The organism is Bradyrhizobium sp. AT1, from assembly GCF_001590795.1.
Taxonomy (GTDB): domain Bacteria; phylum Pseudomonadota; class Alphaproteobacteria; order Rhizobiales; family Xanthobacteraceae; genus Bradyrhizobium.
Genome location: NZ_JXDL01000001.1, coordinates 2,254,241 through 2,279,841, shown reverse-complemented (window position 1 = coordinate 2,279,841; position 25,601 = coordinate 2,254,241). Strand labels below are relative to the sequence as shown.

Annotated in this window: 13 protein-coding genes; all 13 read left to right on the top strand. The window is 64.3% G+C overall.

The features are described 5' to 3' along the window. Nucleotides 1–862: nickel-dependent hydrogenase large subunit (locus tag SE92_RS11015; RefSeq protein ID WP_063195718.1), on the top strand; the 862-nt coding region annotated here is incomplete at its 5' end. Beyond that, nucleotides 855–1,196 carry a hydrogenase maturation nickel metallochaperone HypA gene (gene hypA / locus SE92_RS11010; protein ID WP_063195717.1) on the top strand — a complete coding sequence of 114 codons (342 nt, stop codon included), beginning with the start codon at nucleotides 855–857 and terminating at the stop codon, nucleotides 1,194–1,196. The genes SE92_RS11015 and hypA, both read left to right, overlap by 8 nt. Beyond that, a complete protein-coding gene (hypB, locus tag SE92_RS11005; protein ID WP_063195716.1) occupies nucleotides 1,196–2,095 on the top strand; it encodes a hydrogenase nickel incorporation protein HypB in 900 nt (299 codons plus the stop codon). Before hypA ends, hypB begins: the two co-directional genes overlap by 1 nt. A gap of 2 nt (nucleotides 2,096–2,097) precedes the next feature. Beyond that, nucleotides 2,098–4,347, top strand: coding sequence for a carbamoyltransferase HypF (hypF, locus tag SE92_RS11000; RefSeq protein WP_502686794.1), 2,250 nt, complete (start codon nucleotides 2,098–2,100; stop codon nucleotides 4,345–4,347). After that, nucleotides 4,347–4,583, top strand: coding sequence for a HypC/HybG/HupF family hydrogenase formation chaperone (locus SE92_RS10995; RefSeq protein ID WP_063195714.1), 237 nt, complete (start codon nucleotides 4,347–4,349; stop codon nucleotides 4,581–4,583). The genes hypF and SE92_RS10995 overlap by 1 nt, the downstream gene beginning before the upstream one ends. Continuing rightward, nucleotides 4,580–5,722: a hydrogenase formation protein HypD gene (hypD, locus tag SE92_RS10990; protein WP_063195713.1), complete on the top strand. Its 1,143-nt coding sequence runs from the start codon at nucleotides 4,580–4,582 to the stop codon at nucleotides 5,720–5,722. The genes SE92_RS10995 and hypD overlap by 4 nt, the downstream gene beginning before the upstream one ends. Continuing rightward, nucleotides 5,719–6,759, top strand: coding sequence for a hydrogenase expression/formation protein HypE (gene hypE / locus SE92_RS10985; protein ID WP_063195712.1), 1,041 nt, complete (start codon nucleotides 5,719–5,721; stop codon nucleotides 6,757–6,759). Before hypD ends, hypE begins: the two co-directional genes overlap by 4 nt. Before the next feature lie 8 nt (nucleotides 6,760–6,767). Next, nucleotides 6,768–8,468, top strand: coding sequence for a hydrogenase maturation protein (locus tag SE92_RS10980; RefSeq protein ID WP_063195711.1), 1,701 nt, complete (start codon nucleotides 6,768–6,770; stop codon nucleotides 8,466–8,468). Further along, nucleotides 8,465–9,919 carry a sigma-54-dependent transcriptional regulator gene (locus SE92_RS10975; RefSeq protein ID WP_063195710.1) on the top strand — a complete coding sequence of 485 codons (1,455 nt, stop codon included), beginning with the start codon at nucleotides 8,465–8,467 and terminating at the stop codon, nucleotides 9,917–9,919. Before SE92_RS10980 ends, SE92_RS10975 begins: the two co-directional genes overlap by 4 nt. Next, nucleotides 9,894–11,261, top strand: a complete 1,368-nt coding sequence (locus tag SE92_RS10970; RefSeq protein ID WP_063195709.1) for a sensor histidine kinase — start codon at nucleotides 9,894–9,896, stop codon at nucleotides 11,259–11,261. The genes SE92_RS10975 and SE92_RS10970 overlap by 26 nt, the downstream gene beginning before the upstream one ends. Nucleotides 11,262–12,219: 958 nt before the next feature. Then, the gene (locus SE92_RS10965) at nucleotides 12,220–20,946 is read left to right on the top strand and encodes a beta strand repeat-containing protein (RefSeq protein ID WP_063195708.1); all 8,727 of its coding nucleotides are present in this window, start codon (nucleotides 12,220–12,222) and stop codon (nucleotides 20,944–20,946) included. Continuing rightward, nucleotides 20,937–24,587, top strand: coding sequence for a tetratricopeptide repeat protein (locus tag SE92_RS34935; RefSeq protein ID WP_084251791.1), 3,651 nt, complete (start codon nucleotides 20,937–20,939; stop codon nucleotides 24,585–24,587). Before SE92_RS10965 ends, SE92_RS34935 begins: the two co-directional genes overlap by 10 nt. Nucleotides 24,588–24,724: 137 nt before the next feature. Beyond that, nucleotides 24,725–25,601 (top strand): ABC transporter transmembrane domain-containing protein (locus SE92_RS10955; RefSeq protein ID WP_245324802.1); only part of this gene is annotated, 877 nt, incomplete at its 3' end.

Sequence of the window (25,601 nt, the reverse complement as noted above, 5' to 3'; positions counted from 1 at the left end):
GACCCCGGCGACGGCGCGCTGCCGCCTCACCGCGGTCGTTGCCGAGCGTCTGACCGAGTTGCTGCGCAGCCTGTTCGTCGGTCGGCTCGCGCTCGACGGCGCGAGCGCTGCCGCCGTGCGCGCCATGATGCAGGCGACCACCGTCCTCGGCGGCGCCAGCGAGGGCGTGTCGGAAGCCTTGCGGCGCGAGGCCGTGGCACAGATCAAGACCGCGCTCACGGGCCTGGGGATTGCAGGCGAAGGTCAGGCTCTCGTGCCCGGCAGTGTGCTCGCTGTCCATATCGAACGCTGCGAGGGTGAGGGGTTGTCCCCGTCGTCAGTCGAGCCATCCTTCCTGACGGCGGCTGACGATCTCGACGTCATTGCGCGCCTGCTCGCGGGCGGGGCTGCCTATTCCGACGCGCCGGAGCTCGGCGGCAGGATTCCGGAAACCGGTGTCTGGGCGCGATGGGCGCGGCGCGAATCCGTCTCGCCGGAGGCTGGGCCGGCCGCGCGACTCGAAGCGCGCATCGCCGAAATTGCACGGCTCTGCGCCTGGCTCGATCGCGGCGGCGAAGATCTCGACGATGGCGCCGTCGCGACCCATCGGCTCGGTGCAGGCGAGGGCGCCGCCGCGGTCGAATGTGCACGGGGCCGGCTCTACCACGCCGTGGTGCTGGACGAGGAGAGCCGCATCGTCAAGTTCGAATTCCTGGCGCCAACCGAATGGAATTTCCACGCCCGTGGACCGCTGGTCCGCAGCCTGAAGGGCGCGGTGCTGACTGCCGGCCGGCGCGGCCAGGACGCAGTTCGCGCGCTGGTCGGTGCGTTCGATCCCTGCGTCGGTTTCAAGCTCGATTTCCGCGAGGTGGGCCATGCATGAGATGGCGCTCTGCGAAGGCATCATCGGCATCGTCGAGGAGGAGGCGCGCAAGCGTTCCTTCGCCAAGGTCAACGTCGTCTGCCTCGAAATCGGTGCGCTCAGCCACGTCGCGCCGGAGGCGATGAAATTCTGCTTCGAGGCCGTCGCGGCACGGACCATCGCGCAAGGCGCAAGGCTCGAGATCATCGCGACACCGGGGACAGCCTGGTGCATGGCTTGCTCCAAAAGCGTCGAGATCAAGCAGCGTTACGAGCCGTGCCCCTCCTGCGGCGGCTATCAATTGCAGGTGACGGGCGGGGAAGAGATGCGCGTCAGAGAACTGGAGGTCGATTGATGTGTACGGTCTGCGGCTGCAGCGACGGCAAGGCGTCTGTCGAACACGCGCATGATCATCACCATGATCATGGTCACGGCGGACACCATCATCATCACGGTCACGGGCACAGCCACGACCATGTTCACGGTCACCACCATGACCACGCCGATGGTGAGACGGGCTTGCTCGATTGCGGCGCCAATCCGGCAGGTCAAGCGATTGCCGGCATGAGCAGCGAGCGCATCATCCAGGTCGAGCGCGACATTCTCGGCAAGAACGACCGCCTCGCCGCCGACAATCGTGCGCGCTTCCAGGCCGACGAGGTGCTCGCCTTCAACCTGGTGTCAAGCCCGGGCGCCGGAAAGACCTCGCTGCTGGTTCGCGCAGTCTCGGGACTGAAGGACAGTTTCCCGATCGGCGTGATCGAGGGCGATCAGCAAACCTCCAACGATGCCGAACGTATCCGCGCCACCGGCGTCGCGGCGATCCAGGTCAACACCGGCAAGGGTTGCCACCTCGATGCGGCCATGGTCGGCCAGGCCTATGACCGGCTGCCCTGGCTCAACGGCGGCCTTCTCTTCATCGAGAACGTCGGCAACCTCGTGTGTCCGGCCGCGTTCGATCTCGGCGAAGCCTGCAAGATCGTGGTGTTCTCGACCACCGAGGGCGAGGACAAGCCGCTCAAATATCCCGATATGTTCGCGGCCTCGTCGTTAATGCTGATCAACAAGATCGATCTTGCGCCGGTGCTTGATTTCGATCTCGCCAGGACCGTCGAATATGCGCGGCGAGTCAACCCTGGGATCGAGGTCATGACGGTGTCGGCGCGCACGGGCGAGGGATTCCCGGCCCTCTATGCCTGGATCCGCAGGCGCTGGGCCAAGGCCAAGCAGGCCGAGATGGCGGCGCAGGGATGACGATGGACCGCGGGACGAGCGCAGCGGTGAGGAGACTGCGTCTGCACGTGCGCGGCGCGGTGCAGGGAGTCGGCTTCCGCCCCTATGTCTACGGCCTCGCCACGCGCTATCGTCTCGGCGGTTTCGTCGCCAACGATCCCCATGGGGTCGTCATCGAGGTCGAGGGTGAACGCGCCGCCGACTTTGTCACGGCGCTGCCGCTGGAGAAGCCGCCGCTTGCCCGCCTCGACGACATCTCGGTGCATGCGGTCGGTGCGATCGCAAGCGAGCAGTTCTGCATTCGCGCCAGCGAGCAGGGCAGGGTATCGACACGCATCGTCGCCGACGCTGCGACCTGCAAGGAATGCCTGCGCGAGCTGTTCGATCCGAACAGCCGCTTTTATCACTATCCCTTCATCAACTGCACCCATTGCGGTCCGCGCTACACCATTGCCGAGCGGCTGCCGTATGACCGTGCGGCCACGGCCATGAAGCGCTTTGCGATGTGTAGAGCCTGTGCGGACGACTACGCCAACCCTGGCAGCCGCCGTTTCCATGCCGAGGCGATCGCCTGCCCGGATTGCGGCCCGAAGCTCAGCCATGAAATCGCGGACATTGCTGCCGCGATTGCCACTGGCAAGATCGTGGCGATCAAGGGGCTCGGCGGCTATCAGCTGCTCTGCGATGCCCGCGACGATGAGGTCGTGTGCCGGCTGCGGCAGCGCAAGCAGCGCGACCAGAAGCCTTTTGCCGTCATGGTGCCAGCGGTGGACGCGGTCGCGGATATCGCCGACGCCGATAGCGCGGAGCTCGCGTTGCTCGAGAGCTCGCCGCGGCCGATCGTGCTGATGCGCTCGCGCGAACGGCTGGCACCGGCCATCGCACCGGAGCTGTCCCGTCTCGGCGTGATGCTGCCGGTCGCCCCGCTGCATCATCTGATCTTCGATGCCCTGAACACGGCGCATGCGCGCTCCGGAGAGAGCTGGGCGATCGTCGCCACCAGCGCCAATCCCGGCGGCGAGCCGCTTCTGATCGACAATCGCGAGGCCGAGCGACGTCTAGCCGGCATTGCCGACCTCGTCGTCACTCATGACCGCGACATCGTCACCCGCGCCGATGATTCCGTGGCGGCGGTCGTCTCGGGCCGGACCCAATTCATCCGCCGCGCCCGCGGCTATGTCCCCGAGCCGGTCCGCCTGGCGCGGTCGGTGCCGCCGATCCTCGCAGTCGGTGGCGCCTTGAAATCGACCGTGACGGTCACGCGCGGCAACGAAGCCTTCGTCTCCCAGCACATCGGCGACCTCGACACGGCGGAAGGCGTCCGCTTCTTCGAGGAGACTGTGCAGCACCTGCTGTCGACGCTCGACGTCGAGCCGGTGATTGTTGCCCATGATCTGCATCCGAACATGGCCTCGACGCGCTTTGCCGAGACCCGCGGCAACCGGCTGATCGCGGTCCAGCACCATCATGCCCATGCGGCCGCCGTGCTGGCGGAACATGGCAGCGCAGGACCGGCGCTGGCGCTGGTGCTCGACGGTTTCGGCCACGGCAGCGACGGCGGCAATTGGGGCGGCGAGCTGCTCGCCTGCGACGGCGCGCATTTCCGGCGGCTCGGCCATCTGGCGCCGATGAAGATGCCGGGCGGCGATCGCGCCGCGCGTGAACCCTGGCGCATGGGCGCGAGCGTGCTGCATGGCCTCGGGCAAGGCGATGTCATCGCAACGCGGTTCAAGTCGCAACCGCAGGCCTTGCGCCTTGGCGCCATGCTGGACCAGCCGGGCGTGCCGGCGACGACCAGCGCCGGCCGGCTGTTCGATGCGGCGGCGGGGCTGTTGGGGCTCTGCCCGGTGCAGAGCTACGAGGGCGAAGCCGCAATGAAGCTGGAAGCGCTGGTGCGCAGCCCCCACATCGCGCAAGACGGCTGGATCATCGAGCGCGGCGTTCTCTCGCTGGCTCCATTGTTCGAACGCCTGGCCGCGCGCATCGATCCGGTCGAAGGCGCCGAGCTGTTCCACGGCACGCTGGCCGCGGCCTGCGTCGATTGGATCGGCCGGACGGCGCGCGCGACCGGCATCAGCAGCGTCGCCCTGAGCGGCGGCTGCTTTCTCAATGCGATCCTGTCGGAGGAGATCGTTCGCGGCTGCATCGCGGCCGGCCTCTCGCCGCTGCTGCCGCGCCAGATGCCGCCCAATGACGGCGGCCTCAGCCTGGGCCAGGCCTGGATTGCCGCGCTAACACTTCTCGAACAGCAAGATCTGGAAGGAACCGCCTGATGTGTCTCGCGATACCGGCCGAGGTCACGAAACTCCTGCCCGACGAGATGGCCATCGTCTCGATCGACGGCGTCAGCAAGGAGATCTCGGTCGCCTTGATCGAGAATCTCGCAGTGGGGGACTACGTGATCATCCATGTCGGCTATGCCCTGACCAAGATCGATCCGGAAGAGGCGCGGCGGACGCTCGAATTGTTGCGCGAACTGAGCGTCGAGGGACAGGGAGTGGCGTCATGAAATATGCCGACGAGTTTCGCGACAAGGAGATCGCGCTCGGCCTTGCGAAGGCGATACGCGTCGAGGCTCATCCCGAACGACCCTATCGTTTCATGGAGTTCTGCGGCGGCCACACCCATGCGATATCGCGCTACGGCCTGGAAGACATGCTGCCGAACAACGTGCGGATGATCCATGGTCCCGGCTGCCCGGTCTGCGTACTACCGGCCGGGCGCATCGACATGGCGATCCGGCTTGCGGAGCGCAGCGAGATCATCCTGTGCGTCTATGGCGACCTGATGCGCGTTCCGGGCTCGCAAGGAGCGTCGCTCCTGAAGGCGAAGGCGCGGGGCGCCGATATCCGCATGGTCTATTCCACCATCGACGCGATCAGGATCGCGGAAGAGAACCCGGAGCGCGAGATCGTATTCTTCGCCATCGGCTTCGAGACCACGACGCCGCCGACCGCGGTGATGATCCGGCTGGCCGAGAAGAAGCAGCTTTCGAACTTCAGCGTGTTCTGCAATCACGTGCTGACCCCGCCGGCGATGCAGAACATTCTGGAAAGCCCCGATATCCGCAGCATCGGCCGCGTCGAAATCGACGGCTTCGTCGGGCCGGCGCATGTCTCGACCATCATCGGCACCGCGCCTTACGAGTTCTTCGCCGAAGAGTTCGGCAAGCCGGTGGTGATCTCGGGCTTCGAGCCGCTCGACATGATGCAGGCGATCCTGATGCTGGTGCGTCAGGTCAACGAGCACAGGCACGAGGTCGAGAACCAGTACAGCCGCGCGGTGACGCGCGACGGCAATCTGCGTGCCAAGGAGGAGGTTTCCGACATCTTCGAGCTGCGAGACCAGTTCGAATGGCGCGGGCTCGGGCAGGTTCCCTATAGCGGGCTGAAGCTGAAGCGCGCTTACGCCAAATACGATGCCGAGGTCCGCTTCGGCATGAACGAGCTTCGCGTCGACGACAATCCCGCGTGCGAATGTGGCGCCATCCTGCGCGGCGTGAAGAAGCCGGTCGACTGTAAGCTGTTCGGCACCGTCTGCACGCCGGAGACGGCGATGGGATCCTGCATGGTGTCCTCGGAAGGCGCTTGCGCCGCGCATTGGACCTACGGCCGCTTCCGCGACCATCAGCAGAGGCGGGCGTCATGAAGGCCTATCAGCGCAAGCTCGATATCAAGAACGGCTGCGTCGACCTGTCCCACGGCTCGGGCGGCCGCGCCATGGCGCAGTTGATTTCGGGGCTGTTCCACGAAGCCTTCGGCAATGAGTGGCTGGCGCGCGGCAATGATCAATCTGCTTTCGACGTCGGCGCCGGGCGGATGGTGATGACGACCGACGGCTACGTGGTCTCACCGCTGTTCTTTCCGGGCGGCAATATCGGCTCGCTCGCGGTCCATGGCACTGTCAACGACATCGCGATGGCCGGCGCCAAGCCGCTCTATCTCTCGGCAAGTTTCATCATCGAGGAGGGGTTTCGCTTCTCCGACCTCAAGATGATCGCGGAGTCCATGGGGGAAGCCGCGCGCACGGCCGGTGTCCACATCATCACCGGCGACACCAAGGTGGTCGAGCGTGGCAAGGCCGATGGCCTGTTCATCTCGACCGCCGGCGTCGGTGTCGTGCCTGACGGGCTCGATCTTTCGGCCGAGAACGCGCGCGTCGGCGATCGCGTGCTGATCTCGGGCACCCTCGGCGATCACGGCGTCGCCATCATGTCCAAGCGGCAGAACCTCGCTTTCGAGACCGAGATCGTCTCGGATTCGGCGTCGTTGAACGATCTCGTCGCGCAGATGGTGCACGCCGGTGGCCGTGGCATCCGCCTGATGCGCGATCCCACGCGCGGCGGGCTCGCCGCCACGTTGAACGAGATCGCCCAGCAGTCCGACCTCGGCTTCCATCTCCAGGAGGAAGCGATCCCGGTGAAGCCGGGCGTTGCTGCGGCGTGCGAGCTGCTCGGGCTCGATCCGCTGTATGTCGCCAACGAAGGTAAGCTGGTCGCGATCGTCGCGCCGGAGGCGGCGAAAGCGGTGCTGGCAGCGATGCGCGCGCATCCGCTCGGTCGCGATGCCGCCGATGTCGGCGAGGCCGTCGCCGACGACCACCATTTCGTGCAGATGGCGACGAGTTTTGGCGGCGGACGAATCGTCGACTGGCTGTCGGGCGAGCAACTACCCCGGATCTGCTGAGGCCTACGATGCGCATTCTGCTCCTGTCGCATTCTTTCAACAGCCTGACACAGCGTCTTCATGTCGAACTGCGCGAGCGGGGCCACGAGGTCTCGGTCGAGCTCGACATCCATGCCGACGTCACGCGGGAGAGCGTGACGCTGCATCGGCCCGATCTGGTGATCGCGCCGTTTCTCAAGCGGGCGATCCCCGACGACGTCTGGCGCAAGGTGTGCTGCCTGGTCGTGCATCCCGGCCCGCCCGGCGACCGTGGGCCCGCGGCGCTCGACTGGGCCATTCTCGAGGGGGCGACCGAGTGGGGCGTCACGGTGCTGCAGGCGGATGGCGAGTTCGATGCCGGTCCGGTCTGGGCTTTTCGCACGTTTCCGATGCGGCGTGCTCCGAAGTCCAGCATTTACCGCAATGAGGTCACCTCATGCGCGGTCGAATCGGTGCTGGAAGCCATCGACGCGATCGAAGCGGGATGTCCGACGCCGCAGCCGATGTGCAAGGGCGACGCCCGCATTCGCGTGCGCGGACCGTGCCATCAGGCGGACCGGGCGATCGACTGGCAGCACGACACGACCGAGACCGTTCTGCGCAAGATCAACAGCGCCGACGGCATGCCGGGGCTGGTCGACAGCCTGTTCTTTCAGGATGTCCGGCTGTTCGACGCCCATGAAGCGCGAGATGTTTCCGGTGTGCCCGGTACGGTCGTGGCGCAGTGCGACGGGGCCCTGGCCCGTGCGACGGTCGATGGCGCGGTGTGGATCGGACATGTGCGGCAGCTTGCGCCGAAGAGCCTGAAGCGATCCGCGGCAAAGGTGTTCGCCGAGCAAGCGGCGAACCTGCCGCGGCGCCCGGATTGCGGCTATGCTCCAACTCAATATCGCGAGCATGGTGAGGTCGGCGAGTTGCAGTTCTCCTTCTACAACGGCGCGATGGCGACGGACGACTGTGAAACGTTGCTCGATGCCTACCGCGCCGCGCTGGCTCGCCCGACCAAGGTGCTGCTCCTGACCGGCGGTTTCGACTATTGGTCGAACGGCATTCACCTGGCCGAAATCGAGGCCGCGGACAGCGCGGCCGACGAATCCTGGCGCAACATCAACGCCATCGACGACCTGGCCCGCGCCATCATTGAGACCACCGACCGCCTGGTGATATCAGTCATTCGCGGCAATGCAGGAGCCGGCGGCGTGTTCCTCAGCCTGGCGGCCGACGAGGTCTGGGCCAGCGACCAGATCGTGCTCAATCCGCATTACAAGGACATGGGCAATCTGTTCGGCTCCGAATATTGGACCTACCTGTTGCCGCGCCGCGCCGGCGCCGAGAGCGCGACTAGGATCACGCAGTGCCGGCTGCCGATGGGCGTCGCCGAGGCGCAGCGCCTCGGGATCGTCGACCGCGTCCTCGCACGCGACGAGCTCGCGCGCGAGAGTCTCGTGAAGCTCGCTGCCGCTGCAGGTGCGGATCGAGGTTTCGCCGCGCGTCTCGCCGACAAGCAAGGGCGCCGCGCGGCGGACGAGGCCGAAAAGCCCCTGCAGGCCTATCGCGACGAGGAGCTGCGGCGGATGAGGCTCAATTTCTACGGCTTCGATCCGAGCTACCATGTCGCCCGCTACAACTTCATCCACAAGGTGCCGAAGTCGCGTACGCCGCTGACCATCGCCAACCACCGGTCGCGGCGGACGGCCGAGCGACCTGGATCCATGGTGGTGCCCTCATGAGCGTGCTGGGAACCGTTCTCGTCATCGACGACGAAATCCGTTCGCAGGAAGCGCTGCGACGCGTGCTCCGCGAGGATTTCGAGGTGCTCTGCGCCGGCAGCGCAGCAGACGCGGAAAAATTGCTGGAAGGCGAGATCGTCCACGCCATCCTCTGCGACCAGCGTATGCCGCATGAATCAGGTGTCAGCTTCCTCAAGCGGGTTCGGGAGCTCTGGCCTGACCCGGTGCGGATGATCATTTCGGGCTATTCCGATTCCGAAGACATTATCGCCGGTCTCAACGAGGCCGGCATCTATCAGTACATCACGAAGCCGTGGCAGCCGGACAAGCTCATCGATATCGTCAAGGAGGCGGTTCAGCTCTACCGCCTGCAAAAGGAGACGGAGACCGCCGGCGTCGACGTCAAGGCGACGCCCGAGCACATCAAGAAGGTCGTCTCGGTCAAGCGCGGGGTTGCCAAGCAGCTCTACGATTTCGACCGCATCGTGCATTCCCCGGAAAGCCCGATGCACAGGGTGATCGAGCTCGGCAAGCGCGCCGCGGACTACGACATCTCCGTGCTCATCACGGGCGAGTCCGGGACCGGAAAGGAGCTGCTCGCGCGCGCCATTCACTACGGCTCGGCGCGCGCCAACAAGGCCTTCGTGGTCGAGAACTGCGGCGCATTGCCGGACGAGCTGCTCGAAAGCGAGCTGTTCGGCTGCAAGAAGGGCGCTTTCACCGGCGCCTACCAAGACCGCATCGGCCTGTTCGAGGTCGCCGACGGCGGCACGATCTTCCTCGACGAGATCGGCGAGACCTCGCCGGCGTTCCAGGTCAAGCTGTTGCGGGTGTTGCAGGAGAGCGAGATCCGCCCGCTCGGCGCGCAGCGGGTGCGCAAGGTCGACGTCCGCGTGGTCGCGGCGACCAACCGGGACCTCGAGGCGGAGGTCGAGGCGGGCCGCTTCCGGCGCGATCTCTATTATCGTCTGGCGGCGTTCCCGGTCCACATGCCGGCACTGCGGGAGCGCCCGATGGACGTTCCCCTGATCGCGGAAGGGGTGCTGTCCTCCGTCAAGGCCTCGTTCAATCGGCCTGGCCTGCGCTTTGCAGCTTCCGCCCTCGACGCCTTCGTCAAATACCATTGGCCGGGCAATGTGCGCGAGCTTCAGAACGAGATCCAGCGCATGGCTGTTCTGGCCGATGCCGACGAATTGCAGGCCCCGCCGCCGCTCGGGCGGCGGAACGCCAGACAGCCGGCGGCGCAGGTCCATGGCAAGCTGAACGGCTCGGCGAGCCTCAAGGACAAGGTGGAGGATCTCGAGAAGTCGGTTATCATCGCCTATCTGGAGCGGTACGAAGGCAATATCAGTCGGGTCGCGAGCGAGCTCGGGTTGTCGCGCGTCGGTCTAAGGAACAAGCTGTCCAGGTATGATCTGAGAAAAAATGCCAAAGGCGACGCATTCCCCTGAAGCCGGCGAGACCGAATCGCTGCTCAAGCTGATCACCAATCGCGAGACGATCGAGTTCGATCCCGAGCGCGAGGGCGCCTGGATCGAAGTCATCCGCAAGATGGACGAGGTCTATTCCGACCTCCTGCGCTACGAGGTCGACCTCGAGCACAAGAATGCGGAGCTCGAGGAAGCGCAGGCTTTCGTCACCAACGTCATCGAATCCGTCTCCGACATCCTCATCGTCTGCGACGCAAAAGGGCTGATGCAGCAGGTCAATTCCGCGTTCCAGCACACCCTCGGGCGTGGTGTCGCGGACATCGTCGGCAGGAACATCGCTGATGTCATCGTCGACGCCGACAATGCAAGGCTGGTGCCGCTGTTGAAGCCGCGCGGCGCCTCCGACGTGGTCGATGGCGAGCTGCGATTTTCGAGTGAGGGCGGCAGCTCCGACCTGTTCGCCATCAACAGTTCACCCCGCCATGATCACCGCGGCCGTTTCATCGGCGTGGTGCTGACGGGGCGTCCGATCGGCGAACTTCGCCGCGCCTACGAGGCGCTGCACAAGGCGCATCACGAGTTACAGCGCGCGCAGCGGCAGCTGGTCGAACAGGAGAAGATGGCGAGCCTCGGCCGGCTCGTCGCCGGCGTCGCGCACGAACTGAACAACCCGATCAGCTTCGTCTATGGCAACATCCACACCCTGATGCGCTATCGCACCGCGATCGTCGCCTATCTCGACGCGGTTCACGGCAAGGGCGAGGCCGGCGATCTCCCGGCGCAAAGGAAGAGCCTGCGTATCGACGAGATCCTCGAGGACTTCGGTCCGCTGATCGAAGGCACGATGGAAGGCGCGGTCCGTATCAGCGAGATCGTGAAGAATTTGCGCCGGCTGTCCTTCAGCAAGCTCGACGAGGTCGAACGCGTCAATATCGAGCGCCTCATCAACACCGCGGTGCTGTGGGCCGTGCGTACCAAGCAGGTGCGCATCGATTTGCAGATGGAGGTCGAGCCGGAGCTCTGGATCTCAGGCAATGAGGGGCAGCTGCACCAGGTGATCGTCAATCTCGTCGAGAACGCCGTCGATGCGATGCGCGGCACCGAGTTGCCGCGGCTCGTCGTCTCCGCCGCACGCGAGGGCAACGAGATCGTGTTCAAGATCTCGGATAACGGTCCGGGTATCGACAAGGATCATCTGAGTCATATTTTCGAGCCGTTCTTCACCACAAAGCGCGTCGGCGAGGGCACCGGGCTCGGTCTGTGGATCAGCTACGGTATCGTCCGCGAGCACGGCGGCGAGCTGTGTGCCACCAACGAGCCGGGCGGGGGCGCGACGTTCTCCTTCGCGCTGCCGGCAACGTAGGCGCCTGACCGCAATCATCCAGGCGAGCGAGGCGCTGCCAAGCTGAGCGTCGGATCGTTCTTCCGAAAGTGATGGGCTGGATAGCTCGTATCGCGGCGGCATGGTCCGATGACGATGCTGCTCGAAATTGTCTTTGTAACATAAGGCCGTTGCTGGACTTCTGCGAAGTCGCTCGGCCGTCCGCGCGAAAGCGGGCCGCGCCACGTCGGCACAACGCGAGACCACAGATCCGCGTCGTCATGCCCCTCATGCGCGAACGCAGCGCGTCATCGGGTTATCATCGGCCGCACCAGATCAAATCACAGGATGACCGCACTGATGTACTGTTCGATATGATGCCATGATAGTTCCATGTGGATTGCGTCTGATGGCTTATACAATTTTGGCATTTATTGCTGGTTGCGTTGGGAATGTCAGCCTCGAATGAAATTCCCGATTCCGGGCTGGCAAGCCTTATGCTTTTGCTCCGATTCTTAAGGCGCTGTGGCCATCGCCAGCCGATCCCGAGAGAGTTTCAGTCTCCCCAAATTATTTCCGATCGCGTCTTGCTCTTTTCCATCGGTTGCGACATTCTGTCTTTGCACATACGGGTAGTGCATGGGGAATAGGGGAATGTTGGCTGGCGAATGTGAATGACGCTCCTTTATTGTCTCGCGCCCGTCACGAACCAGGCTGAGTAGTCACGACTCGCCATAGTTCGCATCGCGGCACCTCCACTCAATCAATAGAAGACGCTTCGCAGGAAGCCCGGCCGGCCGATCCAAGGCGACGGCGGCGATTGCCTGCGTCCGGAGATCTGTTGGGAGGCTGTCCGCAATGGCAGTCGGGCATCACCGGCGGCAAGCTGTGTGATTGAGGGACCGTTATCCACGAAACCGGCCAACGCCAGATCCCCAGACGTGGTCTGAGTTGCGTCAGCGTGATCTGAGATCAACTGCCGGTTCGGGGGGAGGCGGGAATGCCCAATACGACAAACGTCAGCAACACCACGATTTCGCTCACAGACGGCAGCAGCCTGATCGTCACCGGCACCAACGATACGGTGCTGGTGAATTCCGGATGGGTGGAGCTGAATACTCCCGGTGGAACGATTACCGTCAACGGGACGAACGATACGCTGTCGATTGCGAGCGCGGGCAGTTCGGCCGTGATGAACGGTAGCGGCAACTCGGTGTCGCTCAGCAGCAACGCGGACACGGTGACGCTGAACGGCAACAACGAGACTGTGACCGTTGGCGCCAGCGCGACCAATGCGGTCGTGAATCTCAACGGGACGGGCAGTACGGTATCAGGGCAGTACGGCACCTCGGTCAATATCTTCGGAGCGAGCGCCACCGCGACGGTGTCCGGCAGCTGGGAGGCCGTGCAGCTTGCGGGTGATTATCAGTCGGTGGCGTTGCTGGGCACCAGCGACAAGCTGGTGCTGAGCGGCAACTACATCACGGTGAATACGGCGGGCGCAAACAATGTGACGTTGGCTGGCATCAACGATACAGTGACGCTGAGCGGGTCGGGCGTGATGCTGTCGTTGACCGGCACGAGCGACAGCGCGACGGTGACGACGACTGGCGCCAGCGTAGGCATCAATGGCAATCAAAACACGGTGAGCGCTTCGGGCTCGAGCGTCGGGATCTCCATGGTCGCCAACGGTACGGCGACGGTACTGGGCAGTAGCGACACGATAACGGTCGCCGGCAACCAGAATTCGGTGACGGTGACGGGGAGCAACGATGTTGTGACGGTGAGCGGCAACGGCGATCGCGTGACGCTGACCGGTGACGGCCACCAGGTGACGGTGAGCGGCACCACCGACACCGTGATCGTGAACGGCAACAATGAAGCGGTGACGCTGACCGGGACGAACGGCACGCTGTCGCTGAACGGCACTGGCGACATGGTAACGGTGAGCGGCACTGGCGCCTGGGGCACGATCACGACAGCAAGCGCAGCGAGCTTCACGCTCACCAATGGCTCCGCCGGGGAGACGCTCAACACCAATGGCAGCAATGTGCTGGTTGGCGTCTCCGGCAACGCGTTGACGGTCAACGGCAGCGGCAACTCGGTATCGGTCACCAAATCCTTCGACACGGTGACGCTGAATGGCAGCAACGAAACCGTGAACCTTGGCGCCGGCGCGTTCTATACCCTGATCAACCTCAACGGGGCGGGTAACACGGTCTCGGGAGGCGTACCGGCATCGGTCACGTCGGTCGTATTGTCGGGAACCGGCAGCTCGGCGACGGTCGTTGGCAACGGCTATGGCGTAACGCTTGCGGGTACGAGCGAAGCGGTGACTCTGATCGGCACCGGCGATGTTTTGACATTGAGCGGCAACTACATCACGCTGAGCACATCGGCCGCCAGCAATGTGACGTTGAGCGGAACCGGCGATACTGTGACGCTCGGCGGCAACGGCCTGATCGTGTCGCTCGCCGGCACAAGCGATAGCGCGACGCTGACGGGGACCGGCGCCAGCGTAGGCGTCAACGGCAATCAGAACACGGTGAGTGCGTCTGGCTCGACCGTGGGGATATCCACGATCGCCAACGGCACGGCGACGGTGCTGGGTAATAGCGACACGATAACGGTCGCCGGCAATCAGAACTCGGTGGCGGTGACCGGCAACAACGACGTCGTGACGGTGAGCGGCAACGGCGATCGCGTGACGCTGACCGGCGATGGCCACCAGGTGACGGTGAGCGGCACCACTGACACCGTGATCGTGAACGGCAACAACGAGACGGTCTCGCTGACCGGGACGAACGGCACGCTGTCGCTGAGCGGCACCGGCGACGTGGTGACGGTGAGTGGCACCGGCGCGTGGGGCACGATCACGACGACGAACGCGGCGAGCTTCACGCTCACCAACGGCTGGAGCGGAGAGACGCTCAACACCAGTGGCAGCAATGTCGCGGTTAGTGCCTATTCGAATGCGTTGACGATTAACGGTAGCGGCAATTCCGTGTCGGTTAATAATACCCTGGACACGGTGACGCTGAACGGCAGCAACGAGACCGTGAGCCTGGGCGCCAGCGCGTACTCCGCCCGGATCAACCTCAACGGGACCGGAAGCACGGTCTCGGGGGCTGTGCCGGCGTTGGGCGCGGTCGTCGTTCTGTCAGGGACCGGCAACTCGGCGACGGTCGTCGGCAATGGCTATGGCGTAACGCTTGCGGGTACGAGCGAAGCGGTGACTCTGGTCGGCACCGGCGATGTTTTGACATTGAGCGGCAACTACATCACGCTGAGCACATCGGCCGCCAGCAATGTGACGTTGAGCGGAACCGGCGATACTGTGACGCTCGGCGGCAACGGCCTGATCGTGTCGCTCGCCGGCACAAGCGATAGCGCGACGCTGACGGGGACCGGCGCCAGCGTAGGCGTCAACGGCAATCAGAACACGGTGAGTGCGTCTGGCTCGACCGTGGGGATATCCACGATCGCCAACGGCACGGCGACGGTGCTGGGTAGTAGCGACACGATATCGGTCTCCGGCAATCAGAACTCGGTGACGGTGACCGGCAACAACGACGTCGTGACGGTAAGCGGCAACGGCGATCGCGTGACGCTAACCGGCGATGGCCACCAGGTGACGGTGAGCGGCACCACTGACACCGTGATCGTGAACGGCAACAACGAGACGATTGCGCTGACCGGGACGAACGGCACGCTATCGCTGAGCGGCACCGGCGACGTGGTGACGGTGAGCGGCACCGGCGCGTGGGGCACGATCACGACGACGAACGCGGCGAGCTTCACGCTCACCAACGGCTGGAGCGGAGAGACGCTCAACACCAGCGGCAGCAATGTGGCGGTGAATGCCTACTCCAACGCCCTGACGATCAACGGCAACGGCAACTCGGTGTCGGTCAATAATACCCTGGACACGGTGACGCTGAACGGCAGCAACGAGACCGTGAGTCTTGGCGCCAGTGCGTACTCTGCCCTGATCAACCTCAACGGGACAGGAAGCACGGTCTCCGGGGCTGTTTCGGCATTGGCTGCGGCGGTCGTTCTGTCGGGGACCGGTAGCTCGGCGACAGTGATCGGCAACGGCTATGGCGTGACGCTTGCGGGTGCGAGCGAGACGGTGACGCTGATCGGCACCGGTGATCGACTGACGCTGAGCGGCAACTACATCACGGTGAACACGTCGGCTGCCAGCAACGTGACGCTGAGCGGGACCGGCGATGCGGTGACGCTCGGCGGCAACGGCCTGATCTTGTCGCTGGCCGGCACAAGCGACAGTGCAACACTGACGGGCAGCGGCGCCAGCGTGAGCGTCAACGGCAATCAGAACACGGTGAGCGCGTCTGGCTCGACCGTCGGGATCTCTATGGTCGCCAACGGCACGGCGACGGTGCTGGGCAATAGCGACACGATAACGATCGCCGGCAACCAGAACTTGGTGACGGTGACGGGCAACAACGACGTCGTGACGGTCAGCGGGACAAGCGACCGTGTGACGATCACCGGCGACAACAGCACGGTGACGGTGAACAACAGTTACGACACCGTGACGGTCAACGGCAACAATGCGACGCTGACGCTCACCGGCGCGGCCGAGGTCGTGTCGCTGAGCGGGACCGGCGACGTGGTGACATTGAGCGGGACCGGAACGTATGCCACCGTCACGACGACCAACGCTGCAAACTTCACGCTCACCAATGGCTGGAGTGGGGAAACGCTCAACACCAGCGGCAGTAATGTGACGGTCGGCGCCTACTCCAACAACCTGATCGTCAACGGCAACGGCAACTCGGTGTCGGTCATCCATACTCAGGACACCGTGACGCTGAACGGCAGCAATGAATACGTCGCCCTGGGCGGAAGCAACAACGTTGTGACCTCGTCCGGCAATAGCGATACGGTGGTCGTCAGCGGTAACGATGACGTCGTCACCCTGACCGGTAGCTATGAAAACATCATTTCCAGCAAGGCCGTGACAGTCACCGCGACCGGCGCCTATGACGATATCACGATTAACAGCGGCAGCGGAGCGGGGACGTCGTGGGTCACCCTCGGGGGCGTGAGCGGGATCGTCCAGGCGAGCTTGGGGACGACGCTGCGGATCTCGGCGACGACTGGATCGGTCAACGTCAACGACATCGAAACCATTGTCTTCGGCAACAATACCAACACGGTGACCCTCGCCAACGGGACGGGAACGATCACGTTGGTCGGCGTCGCCTCCGTGACCGCTGCTCTCGCGGGCACCACCGGCAATGATACCATGACGGGGACATCGGGTAACGACATCCTCGACGCCAAGGGCGGCATCGACAGCGTGGTGGGCGCAGGCGGCGATGATGCCTATGTCTTCCACAAGGGCTATGGCCAGCTCACGATCAACAACTACTCGGCGAGCAATAACAATTCGCTGGGAACGCTGTCGTTTGACTCCTCCGTGCTGACTAGCGACGTGCTGATCTCGCGCGGCGGCGTCGGGTTCGGTGATCTCATCATCCAGATTCCGTCCACGGGCGACCAGGTCACGGTCAGCGGCGGCTTCGGTAACAGCGCCAACGGCTTGCGGCAGGTGCTGTTCGCCAGCGGCACGGCCTGGAACATGGCATATCTCGGTGCCCATGCTGGCTACGACGTCAACGTCGATGGCAGCACCAGCACGATCAACGCGAGCAACGTGCTGATCCAGATGCCGGCCAACAACGCGACCGTGACCGTCAACGGTAGCAACGACCCGATCACGGTGACAGGCACAAGCGATACCGTGATCGTCAACGGAAGCAATGACACGGTGACCGCCAATGCGACGGCGGTGACGGTCACAGGCACCGGCAGCGCGGTGACCATCAGCGGCAATGGCAACGCCGTCTCGGTCGCGGGAACGAACGACACTGCGACGCTGGTCGGGACGTCCGACATCGTCACGGTCAGCGGTAGCAATGCTGTCATCAATACAGCCAATGCGGTGACGGCAACCGTGACCGGGACGGGAAGCTCGGCCACGATCGGCGGCAATGGTGATATCCTGGCGATCACGGGGACGAGCGATGCCGTCACGCTGACCGGAACCGGCGCGAGCGTCACTATCAGCGGCGCTGCGGTGACCCTGAACGCCGCCAGCGCATCGGTTGGCGTGACTGCAAGCGGCAGTTCGGCCAGCATCAATGGCACCGGAAATAGTGTGTCGGTCTCCGGCAACAGCGAGCAGGTCTCGTTGTCGGGCAACAATGCAAGTGTGACGGTCAGCGGCGTCAGTGACGTCCTCGCGGTTAGTGGCAGTAATGTCAGCATCAGCACGGCCAGTGCGGCGGCGATCACGGTCACGGGGACGGCCGGCTCGGCCACGATCACCGGCGACGGCGACTCGGTCTCGATTTCGGGGGCCAGCGACCAGGTCACGATTGCCGGCAACAACGAGGTCGTGACGATCAGCGGAACCGGCGATTCGCTTGCGATCAGCGGCGGCAATGCCTCCGTGACCACGACCAGTGCGGCCGCGATCACGATCACGGGGGCTGCAAGCTCGGCCACCGTGACCGGCGATGGCAACGCCTTGTCAATCACGGGCGCCAGCGACCAGGTGACGCTGACCGGAAATGGGACGGCGGTCACGATCAGCGGCGTCAGCGACACGCTCGTGATCAGCGGAAGCAATGAGACGATCACGACGACGAGCGCGGCTGCCATCACGCTGACCGGCATCGGCAGCACGGCGACCGTCAACGGCGCCGGAAACATCATCTCGATCACGGGCACCAGCGATCGGGCAACGGTCACCGGCAACGGCGAGACCGTCAGCATCGGCGGGGCCGGCAATAGCCTCGTCATCAGTGGCACCGGCGAGACGATCACGACCAACAGCGCCGCGGCGGTGACGATCACGGGCACCGCCAGCTCGGCAACGATCACGGGAGACGGCAATGCCGTCACCGTCGCGGGCACCAGCGATGTCGTGACGCTGAGCGGTACGGGCGACAGCCTGACCATCAGCGGCAGCGCCGCGACGATCGGCGCCTCCGCCGCACTGACCGTCACGATGACCGGACTCAGGAGTTCGGCGACGATCGGCGGCAATGGCCATGCCGTGGCGATCACCGGCAGCAGCGATGCCGTGACATTGACGGGCACCGCGGATAGCGTCGTGGTCAGCGGCACGGCCGCAACCGTGACCACCAGCAGCGCGACGTCGGTGACTCTGACGGGCACCGGCAGCTCGGCAACGGTCAATGGCAGCGGCAACACGGTTGCGCTCACCGGCAACAGCGAACGTGCGACGCTGTCAGGCAACAATGCAGTCGTGTCCATCGGCGGCGTCAGCGACACACTCGTGCTCAGCGGGAGCAATGCGTCCGTCACGACCACCAGCGCGGCGACGATCACGGTCAACGGGACCGGCAGCTCGGCAACGATCAGCGGCAATGGCAACAAGGTCTCGGTTACGGGAGCCAGCGACCAGATTACGCTGAGCGGCACTGGTGACAGCGTGACGGTGAGCGGGGCCAACGCTTCGCTTGCCATCAGCGGTAGTGCTTCCGTTACCACGACCAGCGCCGCGTCGGTCACCGTCAACGGGACCGGCAGTGCGGCAACCGTGAGCGGCAATGGCAATTCGGTGTCCATCACCGGAGCCGGCGACCAGGCGACTGTGACCGGCAGCAACGTCACCGTGGCGATCAGTGGAACCAGCGACATCCTCGCGATCAGCGGCAGCAATGCCTCCGTGAGCGCGACCCATGCGGCGACGATCACGGTGAACGGGACCACAAGCTCAGCCAGCATCGGCGGCGACGGCCATGCGGTGACGATTGCCGGTACCAACGACCAGGTAGCGCTTGCCGGCAACAACGCCTCGGTGAACGTCACAGGGACGGGCGCGACGCTTGCCGTCAGCGGGAGCAACGAGTCCGTGACGACGACCCATGCGGCGGCGATCACGGTCGCCGGCGCCGGCAGCTCGGCTTCGGTAACCGGCAACGGAAACATGGTGTCGATCACAGGAAGCGGCGACCAGGTGACTTTGACCGGCACCAGCGACAGCGTCAGCATCACTGGCGCGAGCGCCACGCTCGCCCTCAACGGCAGCGCGTCGGTGACCACGACCAGCGCGGCGTCGATCACGATTGCAGGGATCGGCAGTTCCGCATCGGTGACCGGCGACGGCAACGCGGTCGCGATCACGGGTGCCAGCGAGCAGGTGGCCGTGACCGGCAACAGCGCGACCGTGACCGTCACGGGCAGCAACGACACTCTCGTGATCGCCGGCAGCAATGACACGGTCACGACGAGCAGCGGCGCGGCGATTACGGTCGCCGGCGCGGGCAGCTCGGCCGTGATCCTCGGCGACGGAAACGTCGTTGCCGTTACGGGGGCGGGCGATAGCGTGACACTGACCGGTTCGGGTGGCAACGTGACCATCAGCGGCACCGACGCTGTGATCGATGCGACCGGCGCACTTACGGTCACCGTCACGGGGATGGCGAGTTCGGCGACGATCGGCGGGGATGGCCACGTGGTGACCATCAGCGGCACCAGCGACGCCGTGACCCTGACTGGAACGAGCGATGCCGTGACGGTTACGGGTACCGGCACGACAGTGACCACGGCAAGTGCAGCCTCGGTGACCGTGGCGGGCACTGGCACCTCTGCGACGGTCAACGGCAACGGCAATGCCATTGCCATCGCGGGCACTAGCAATCTGGTGACCGTGAGCGGTGACAATGAGACTGTCGACATCGGCGGCACCGGCGATATCCTGGTGATCAGCGGCAGCAATGCCTCAGTGAGTACAACCAGTGCTGCAGCTGTGACGGTAACGGGGGCCGGCAGCTCGGCGGCGATCAGTGGCGACGACGACACCATCGCGATCACCGGCGACGGCGACCTGGTCACGGTGACCGGCAACAACGAGGCCGTCAGCATCAGTGGCGTCGGCGACACCCTGGTCATCAGTGGCAGCAATGCGTCGGTGACCACTGCCAGCGCGGCAACCGTGACCGTAACGGGAACCGGCAGCTCGGCGACCATTGGCGGCGATGGCGACACCGTTGCGATCACGGGCACCAGCGACGTGGTGACGGTGACCGGCGATAACGAGGTCATCGATATCAGCGGCGCCGGTAACGCGCTTGTCGTCAGTGGCAGCAACGACACCGTGATCGCAACGAGCGCAGCAGCGGTGACGCTCGCCGGCACAGGCAGTTCGTTGACCCTTGGGGGCGACGGTCATTCCGTGGCTATCACAGGGACCGGCGATCACGTCACGCTGACGGGCAGCGGCGATACCGTCACGATCGGCGGGATCAACGGCACCATCATCGCCAGCGGGACGAACGAACTGTATCTTGCCGATCGTGGCACCGGCCAGGTGACCATCGACAATGCAACCGCATCGGGAGCTGCTGCACAAGGTGAGCTTGATTTCGCGTCCGACGTGGCGAGCCAGGATCTCTGGTTCGTCCAGAGCGGAGACGATCTCATCATCGACATCCTCGGCACGCAGGATCAGTTCACGATCAGTGACTGGTTCGGGGCGAACCCGAGCTCGGCACTGGCGGAGATCGCGGCCGGCGACGGCCTGCATCTCGACAGCTCGGTTTCGCAGCTCGTTCAGGCGATGGCTTCCTACGCGAGTGCCAACCCCGGTTTCACGCCCTCGACGGCGACGCAGATGCCGAACGATCCAAGTCTCCAGACGGCGATTGCTTCGGCATGGCACTAACTGAGGACATTGGCGCGGGCGCTGCAAGCTTCGATGAGGCGGTCGACGCCCTGCGTGCGGGTCGGCTTGAAGAAGCCGAGTCCGCATGCAACGCGATCCTGCAGGCGGATCCCTGCCATCATGGCTGCATGAATGTGTTGGGGATCGCCGCGCTGTTGCGCGGACAGGCCGCTCGAGCACGTGAGCGTCTCGAACGAGCCGTCGCGCTTGCCCCTGAGAACGCCAGCTATCGCGTGAACCTCGGGAAGGTGCTGCAGTCGCTTGGTGCGCTGGACGAGGCGGAGCGGCACTTTCGCGACGCTATCCGCCTTGGTTCAGACGAGATCGATGGTCGGCTTGGCCTCGCTCATCTGCTGCGGGCCGCAGGGCGGCTCGATGAAGCCTCCAGCTGTCTCTCCGAAGTGGTGCGGCTGCGACCGGAGGATGCGGACGTGCGCGGTATCCACGCCAACCTGCTGCAGGAACTCGGACGCATCGATGATGCGGAGCTGCACTACCAGGAGGCTTGCCGCATCAGGCCGGCGTTTCCTGAAGTGCTCAACAATCTCGGCAATCTCTGCCAGGCGCGGGGGCGCCTGGAGGAGGCCGAGACGTATTTTCGGCAGGCGTTGTCCTGCCGGCCGGAGTTTCCGGAGACCTGCAACAATCTCGGCAATCTCCTGCGCGAACTCGGTCGTCCGGAGGAGGCGGAGACCTACTGCCGCGAGGCGCTGCGGCTGCGGCCCGATTATCCGATCGCGCACAACAACCTTGGCAACGCGCTCAAGGAGCGCGGCATCTACGACGCGGCGGAATTCCATTACCGCGAAGCGATCCGCCTGAAGCCGGACTATGCCGAAGTCTACAACAATCTCGGCTCGCTGTTCGGCGACTTTGCCGAACTCGACAAAGCCGAGGACTGCTATCGCCGCGCTATCCAGATGCGTCCCAACTATTCCGAGGCGTTGTCCAATCTAGGGATGACGCTGCTCGGCGCCGGAAAATTCGAGGAAGGATGGCCGGCTTACGATGACCACCGCAAGGTCGAGCGGCGCGACGATCTTACCGGCGCGCCATGGATCGGTGACGATCTCGATGGGCGCACGCTGCTGGTCTACGCCGAGCAGGGATTCGGTGACGTGCTTCAATTCTGCCGGTTCGTGCCGCTCGCTGCGGGGCGAGGGCGCATCGTCTTCGAGGTGCCGCGGCCGCTGCTCGGGCTCCTTGCGCAATTGCCCGGCGTCGACCAGATTGTCGCGCGTGGCGACAAGCTGCCGCATTACGACGTCCGCTGTGCGCTGATGAGTCTGCCGCGCTGGCTCGGCGTTACCTTCGACCGGATTCGGGGTGAAGCACCTTATCTCGCTGCCGATCGCAGTCGCATCGCCAAATGGCGCAGCCGTGTCGAGGCTTTGCCGGGGCTGCGTGTGGGCCTTGCCTGGGCGGGAAACCCGGCCTTGGCGAACGACAGGCGTCGATCTATTACGCTTGAAACGCTCGCTGGGCTCGGGGATATAGCGGGTGTCTCGTTCGTGTCGTTGCAGAAGGGCGAGGCTTCGAGACAGGCCGCGTCGCCGCCGCCCGGCCTCGTCGTGCACGACTGGACCGCTGAGCTCGCCGATTTCGCCGACACTGCAGCGTTGATTTCAACGCTCGACCTCGTGATTACCGTCGACACCTCGATCGTACATCTGACGGGGGCGCTTGGCCGGCCGGTCTGGCTGCTCAACAGGTTCAACAGTTGCTGGCGCTGGCTGTTCGATCCCACCCGTAGTCCCTGGTACGCGACGCTACGGCAGTTCAAGCAGCCCGCGCCCGGTAACTGGGACGCCGTGGTCGGGGAAGTCAAGGCGGCACTTGCGGTGCGGGCAGCGGATGCGACGCCGCCGGGCGCCTTTGATGAGGCGCTGAGACATCACTTGGCCGGCCGTATCGAGCGCGCCGAGATCATCTATCGGCGCCTGCTGAACAAGCATCCTGATCACGCCGGAAGCCTGCACTTGCTCGGAGTCATCCATTTTCAGCGGCGCGAGCCCGCGCGCGCCGTCGATCTTATCGGCCGGGCGATCGAACTGGAGCCAAAGGACAGCAATTTCCGGCACAATTTCGCCAACGCCCTTGGTGCTCTGGGGCGGCGTGCGGAAGCCGAGGCCCAGTATCGCGCTGCGATCGGCCTTGACGAGAATCATGTGGACGCGCACGGCGCGCTCGGCATGCTGCTCCTGGAAACAGGGCGGCTCGATGCCGCGGAGCCGCATCTTCGGCAAGCCTACCACCTCAGGCCGTCGTCTGAGATGACATGCAACAATTTCGGCATCCTGCTGTGTCGCAGGGACGAGCTCGAGGACGCCGAGGCGAAGTTTCGCGAAGCCTTGCAGATCAATCCCGATTTTGCCCCCGCGCATGCCAACCTAGGCAGCGTTCTGCGCAGCCGTGGCGCGCTCGACGGAGCCGAACGGCATTGTCGTCTCGCGCTTGCGCGCGACGCGAACCTCGCCGAAGGACATTTCGTTCTCGCTCAGGTGCTCGAGGGGCGCGAGTGCTACGAAGAGGCGGAGCGGGAGTATCGCAAGGCGATCGCGCTAAAACCGGGTTGCGCAGACTGGTATAACGATCTCGCCAAGCTGCTTATCGATCTGCGCAGGCTCGACGAGGCTTGGCCCCTGTTCGACCAGACCCTGCGCATGCAGCCTGATCACCCCGAAGCCCACAGCAACCGTGCGATCGCGCGCTTACTGACCGGCGATCATGTGGAGGGGTGGAGGGAATACGAGTGGCGATGGAAGCTGAAGAAGCGGCCGGGCCGGCTCGACGACTTTACGCAGCCGGTCTGGAACGGTGAGGATATTAGCGGCCAGACGCTTCTGATCCATGCCGAGCAGGGGTTTGGCGATACGATTCAGTTCTGTCGGCTGGTTTCACTGTTGCGGAGTGGCGCGCGCGTGGTCCTCGAGGTGCAACGCGCGCTTGCGCCCTTGCTGAAAGATCTTCCTGGCGTCGATATCATCGTTCCGCGCGGCGATCCCCTTCCGCATTTCGACGTTCATTGCCCGCTCCTTGGTCTTGCGCGTTTACTCGGGCTATCGCTGACGGACGTGCCTGGTCGGGTTCCATATCTCGTTCCGGATGCCGCGCGGATGGAGATCTGGCAGAAGCGGCTTCGTCCCGTTGGGGGCTTTCGCGTCGGCCTCGCTTGGGCAGGTAGTCCGACGATGGCGGACGATCGCCGCCGGTCGATTGCGCCGGACCTTTTCGCGGAGCTTGCGAGAATACCAGGCGTGTCATTCGTCTCTTTGCAGAAGAGTGCTCCAGGGCAGGCGATCACCGCGCCGTCCGGCTTGATGCTGCACGACTTCACGGACAACCTGAACGATTTTGCCGATACCGCGGCCTTGATCGCCAATCTTGACCTGACGATCAGCGTCGACACTGCGGTAGTCCACGTCGCTGGCGCGCTGGGGCGTCCCGTGTGGCTCCTCAACCGCTTCAATGGTTGCTGGCGCTGGCTGCTCGATCGCAATGATTGCCCGTGGTATCCGACGTTGCGGCAGTTCCGCCAGTCGCGGCCGGGAGCTTGGGGCAGCGTCGTCGCAGAGATCGCGCAGGCGCTTGAGCTCGCTCGTGATCCGCTGGAATCCGCGACGATGTCGGCGGCAGAATAACGCAAGGTGAGGCGACGGTTCGATAAGACTTTACGAAAGTTCCATGTCGACAGAGTACGTCGCAGACCTTGCGAGTCCGGGAGAACGTGTCGTGGTCGGACGTGCGATCTAAGGTAGTAGCAGGGGCAGACGTGAGTGTGGAAGCCATAAGGCAAGATACGGGGCTGCAGTGCCTTGCGCTGCTGTTGCGATTTCATCAGATCGCAGTCGATCCCGCTCAGATCGCGCATCAGTTCGCCGGCTCTAGCGTTGGCGTTCAGGAAATGCTTCGCTGCGCCAAGCAGCTCAAGCTCAAAGCGCGAGCAATCCGCGAAAGCTGGTCGGGCCTTCGTAAGCTCTCATTGCCCGCAATCATCGAGCGCCATGACGGCAGCTTCGCCATCCTGGGCAAGGTCGGCGCCGAAGACGTTCTCATTCACGATCCCGTGGTCAATCGTCCGCAGGTGGTCAAGCGCGCCGAGTTCGAACAGGGCTGGACCGGCCGCATCGTGCTGATGACGCGCCGCGCGTCACTGTCCGATCTGGCTCGACGCTTCGACATCACCTGGTTCCTCCAGGCCATGCACAAATATCGCCGGCTGCTCGGTGAAGTGCTGGTTGCATCATTTTTCCTGCAACTTTTTGCATTGGTCATGCCGCTGTTCTTCCAGGTCGTGACCGACAAGGTGCTGGCGCATCGCGGCTACACCACGCTCGACGTGCTGGTGTTCGGCCTGATCGTCGTCTCGATCTTCGAGACCGTCCTCGGCGCGCTCCGGACCTATGTCTTCTCCCACACCACCAACCGGATCGACGTCGAGCTCGGCGCAAGGCTGTTCCGTCACTTGATCGCGCTGCCGATTGCCTATTTCGAGGCGCGGCGGGCAGGTGACTCCGTTGCGCGGGTGCGCGAACTCGAGAACATCAGGAACTTCCTCACCAGCTCTGCGCTGACGCTGGTGATCGATCTCGGTTTCACCTTCGTGTTCCTCGCGGTGATGTTCTACTACTCGCCGTTCCTGACCTGGATCGTGA

What these genes read in the sequence shown, in the direction of transcription:
- hypF (WP_502686794.1), top strand. Translation starts at nt 2,098, where the DNA reads ATGGACCGCGGGACGAGCGCAGCGGTGAGGAGACTGCGTCTGCACGTG.
- hypD (WP_063195713.1), top strand. Translation starts at nt 4,580, where the DNA reads ATGAAATATGCCGACGAGTTTCGCGACAAGGAGATCGCGCTCGGCCTT.
- SE92_RS34935 (WP_084251791.1), top strand. Translation starts at nt 20,937, where the DNA reads ATGGCACTAACTGAGGACATTGGCGCGGGCGCTGCAAGCTTCGATGAG.
- SE92_RS10980 (WP_063195711.1), top strand. Translation starts at nt 6,768, where the DNA reads ATGCGCATTCTGCTCCTGTCGCATTCTTTCAACAGCCTGACACAGCGT.
- hypA (WP_063195717.1), top strand. Translation starts at nt 855, where the DNA reads ATGCATGAGATGGCGCTCTGCGAAGGCATCATCGGCATCGTCGAGGAG.
- SE92_RS10975 (WP_063195710.1), top strand. Translation starts at nt 8,465, where the DNA reads ATGAGCGTGCTGGGAACCGTTCTCGTCATCGACGACGAAATCCGTTCG.
- SE92_RS10970 (WP_063195709.1), top strand. Translation starts at nt 9,894, where the DNA reads ATGCCAAAGGCGACGCATTCCCCTGAAGCCGGCGAGACCGAATCGCTG.
- hypB (WP_063195716.1), top strand. Translation starts at nt 1,196, where the DNA reads ATGTGTACGGTCTGCGGCTGCAGCGACGGCAAGGCGTCTGTCGAACAC.
- SE92_RS10995 (WP_063195714.1), top strand. Translation starts at nt 4,347, where the DNA reads ATGTGTCTCGCGATACCGGCCGAGGTCACGAAACTCCTGCCCGACGAG.
- hypE (WP_063195712.1), top strand. Translation starts at nt 5,719, where the DNA reads ATGAAGGCCTATCAGCGCAAGCTCGATATCAAGAACGGCTGCGTCGAC.
- SE92_RS10965 (WP_063195708.1), top strand. Translation starts at nt 12,220, where the DNA reads ATGCCCAATACGACAAACGTCAGCAACACCACGATTTCGCTCACAGAC.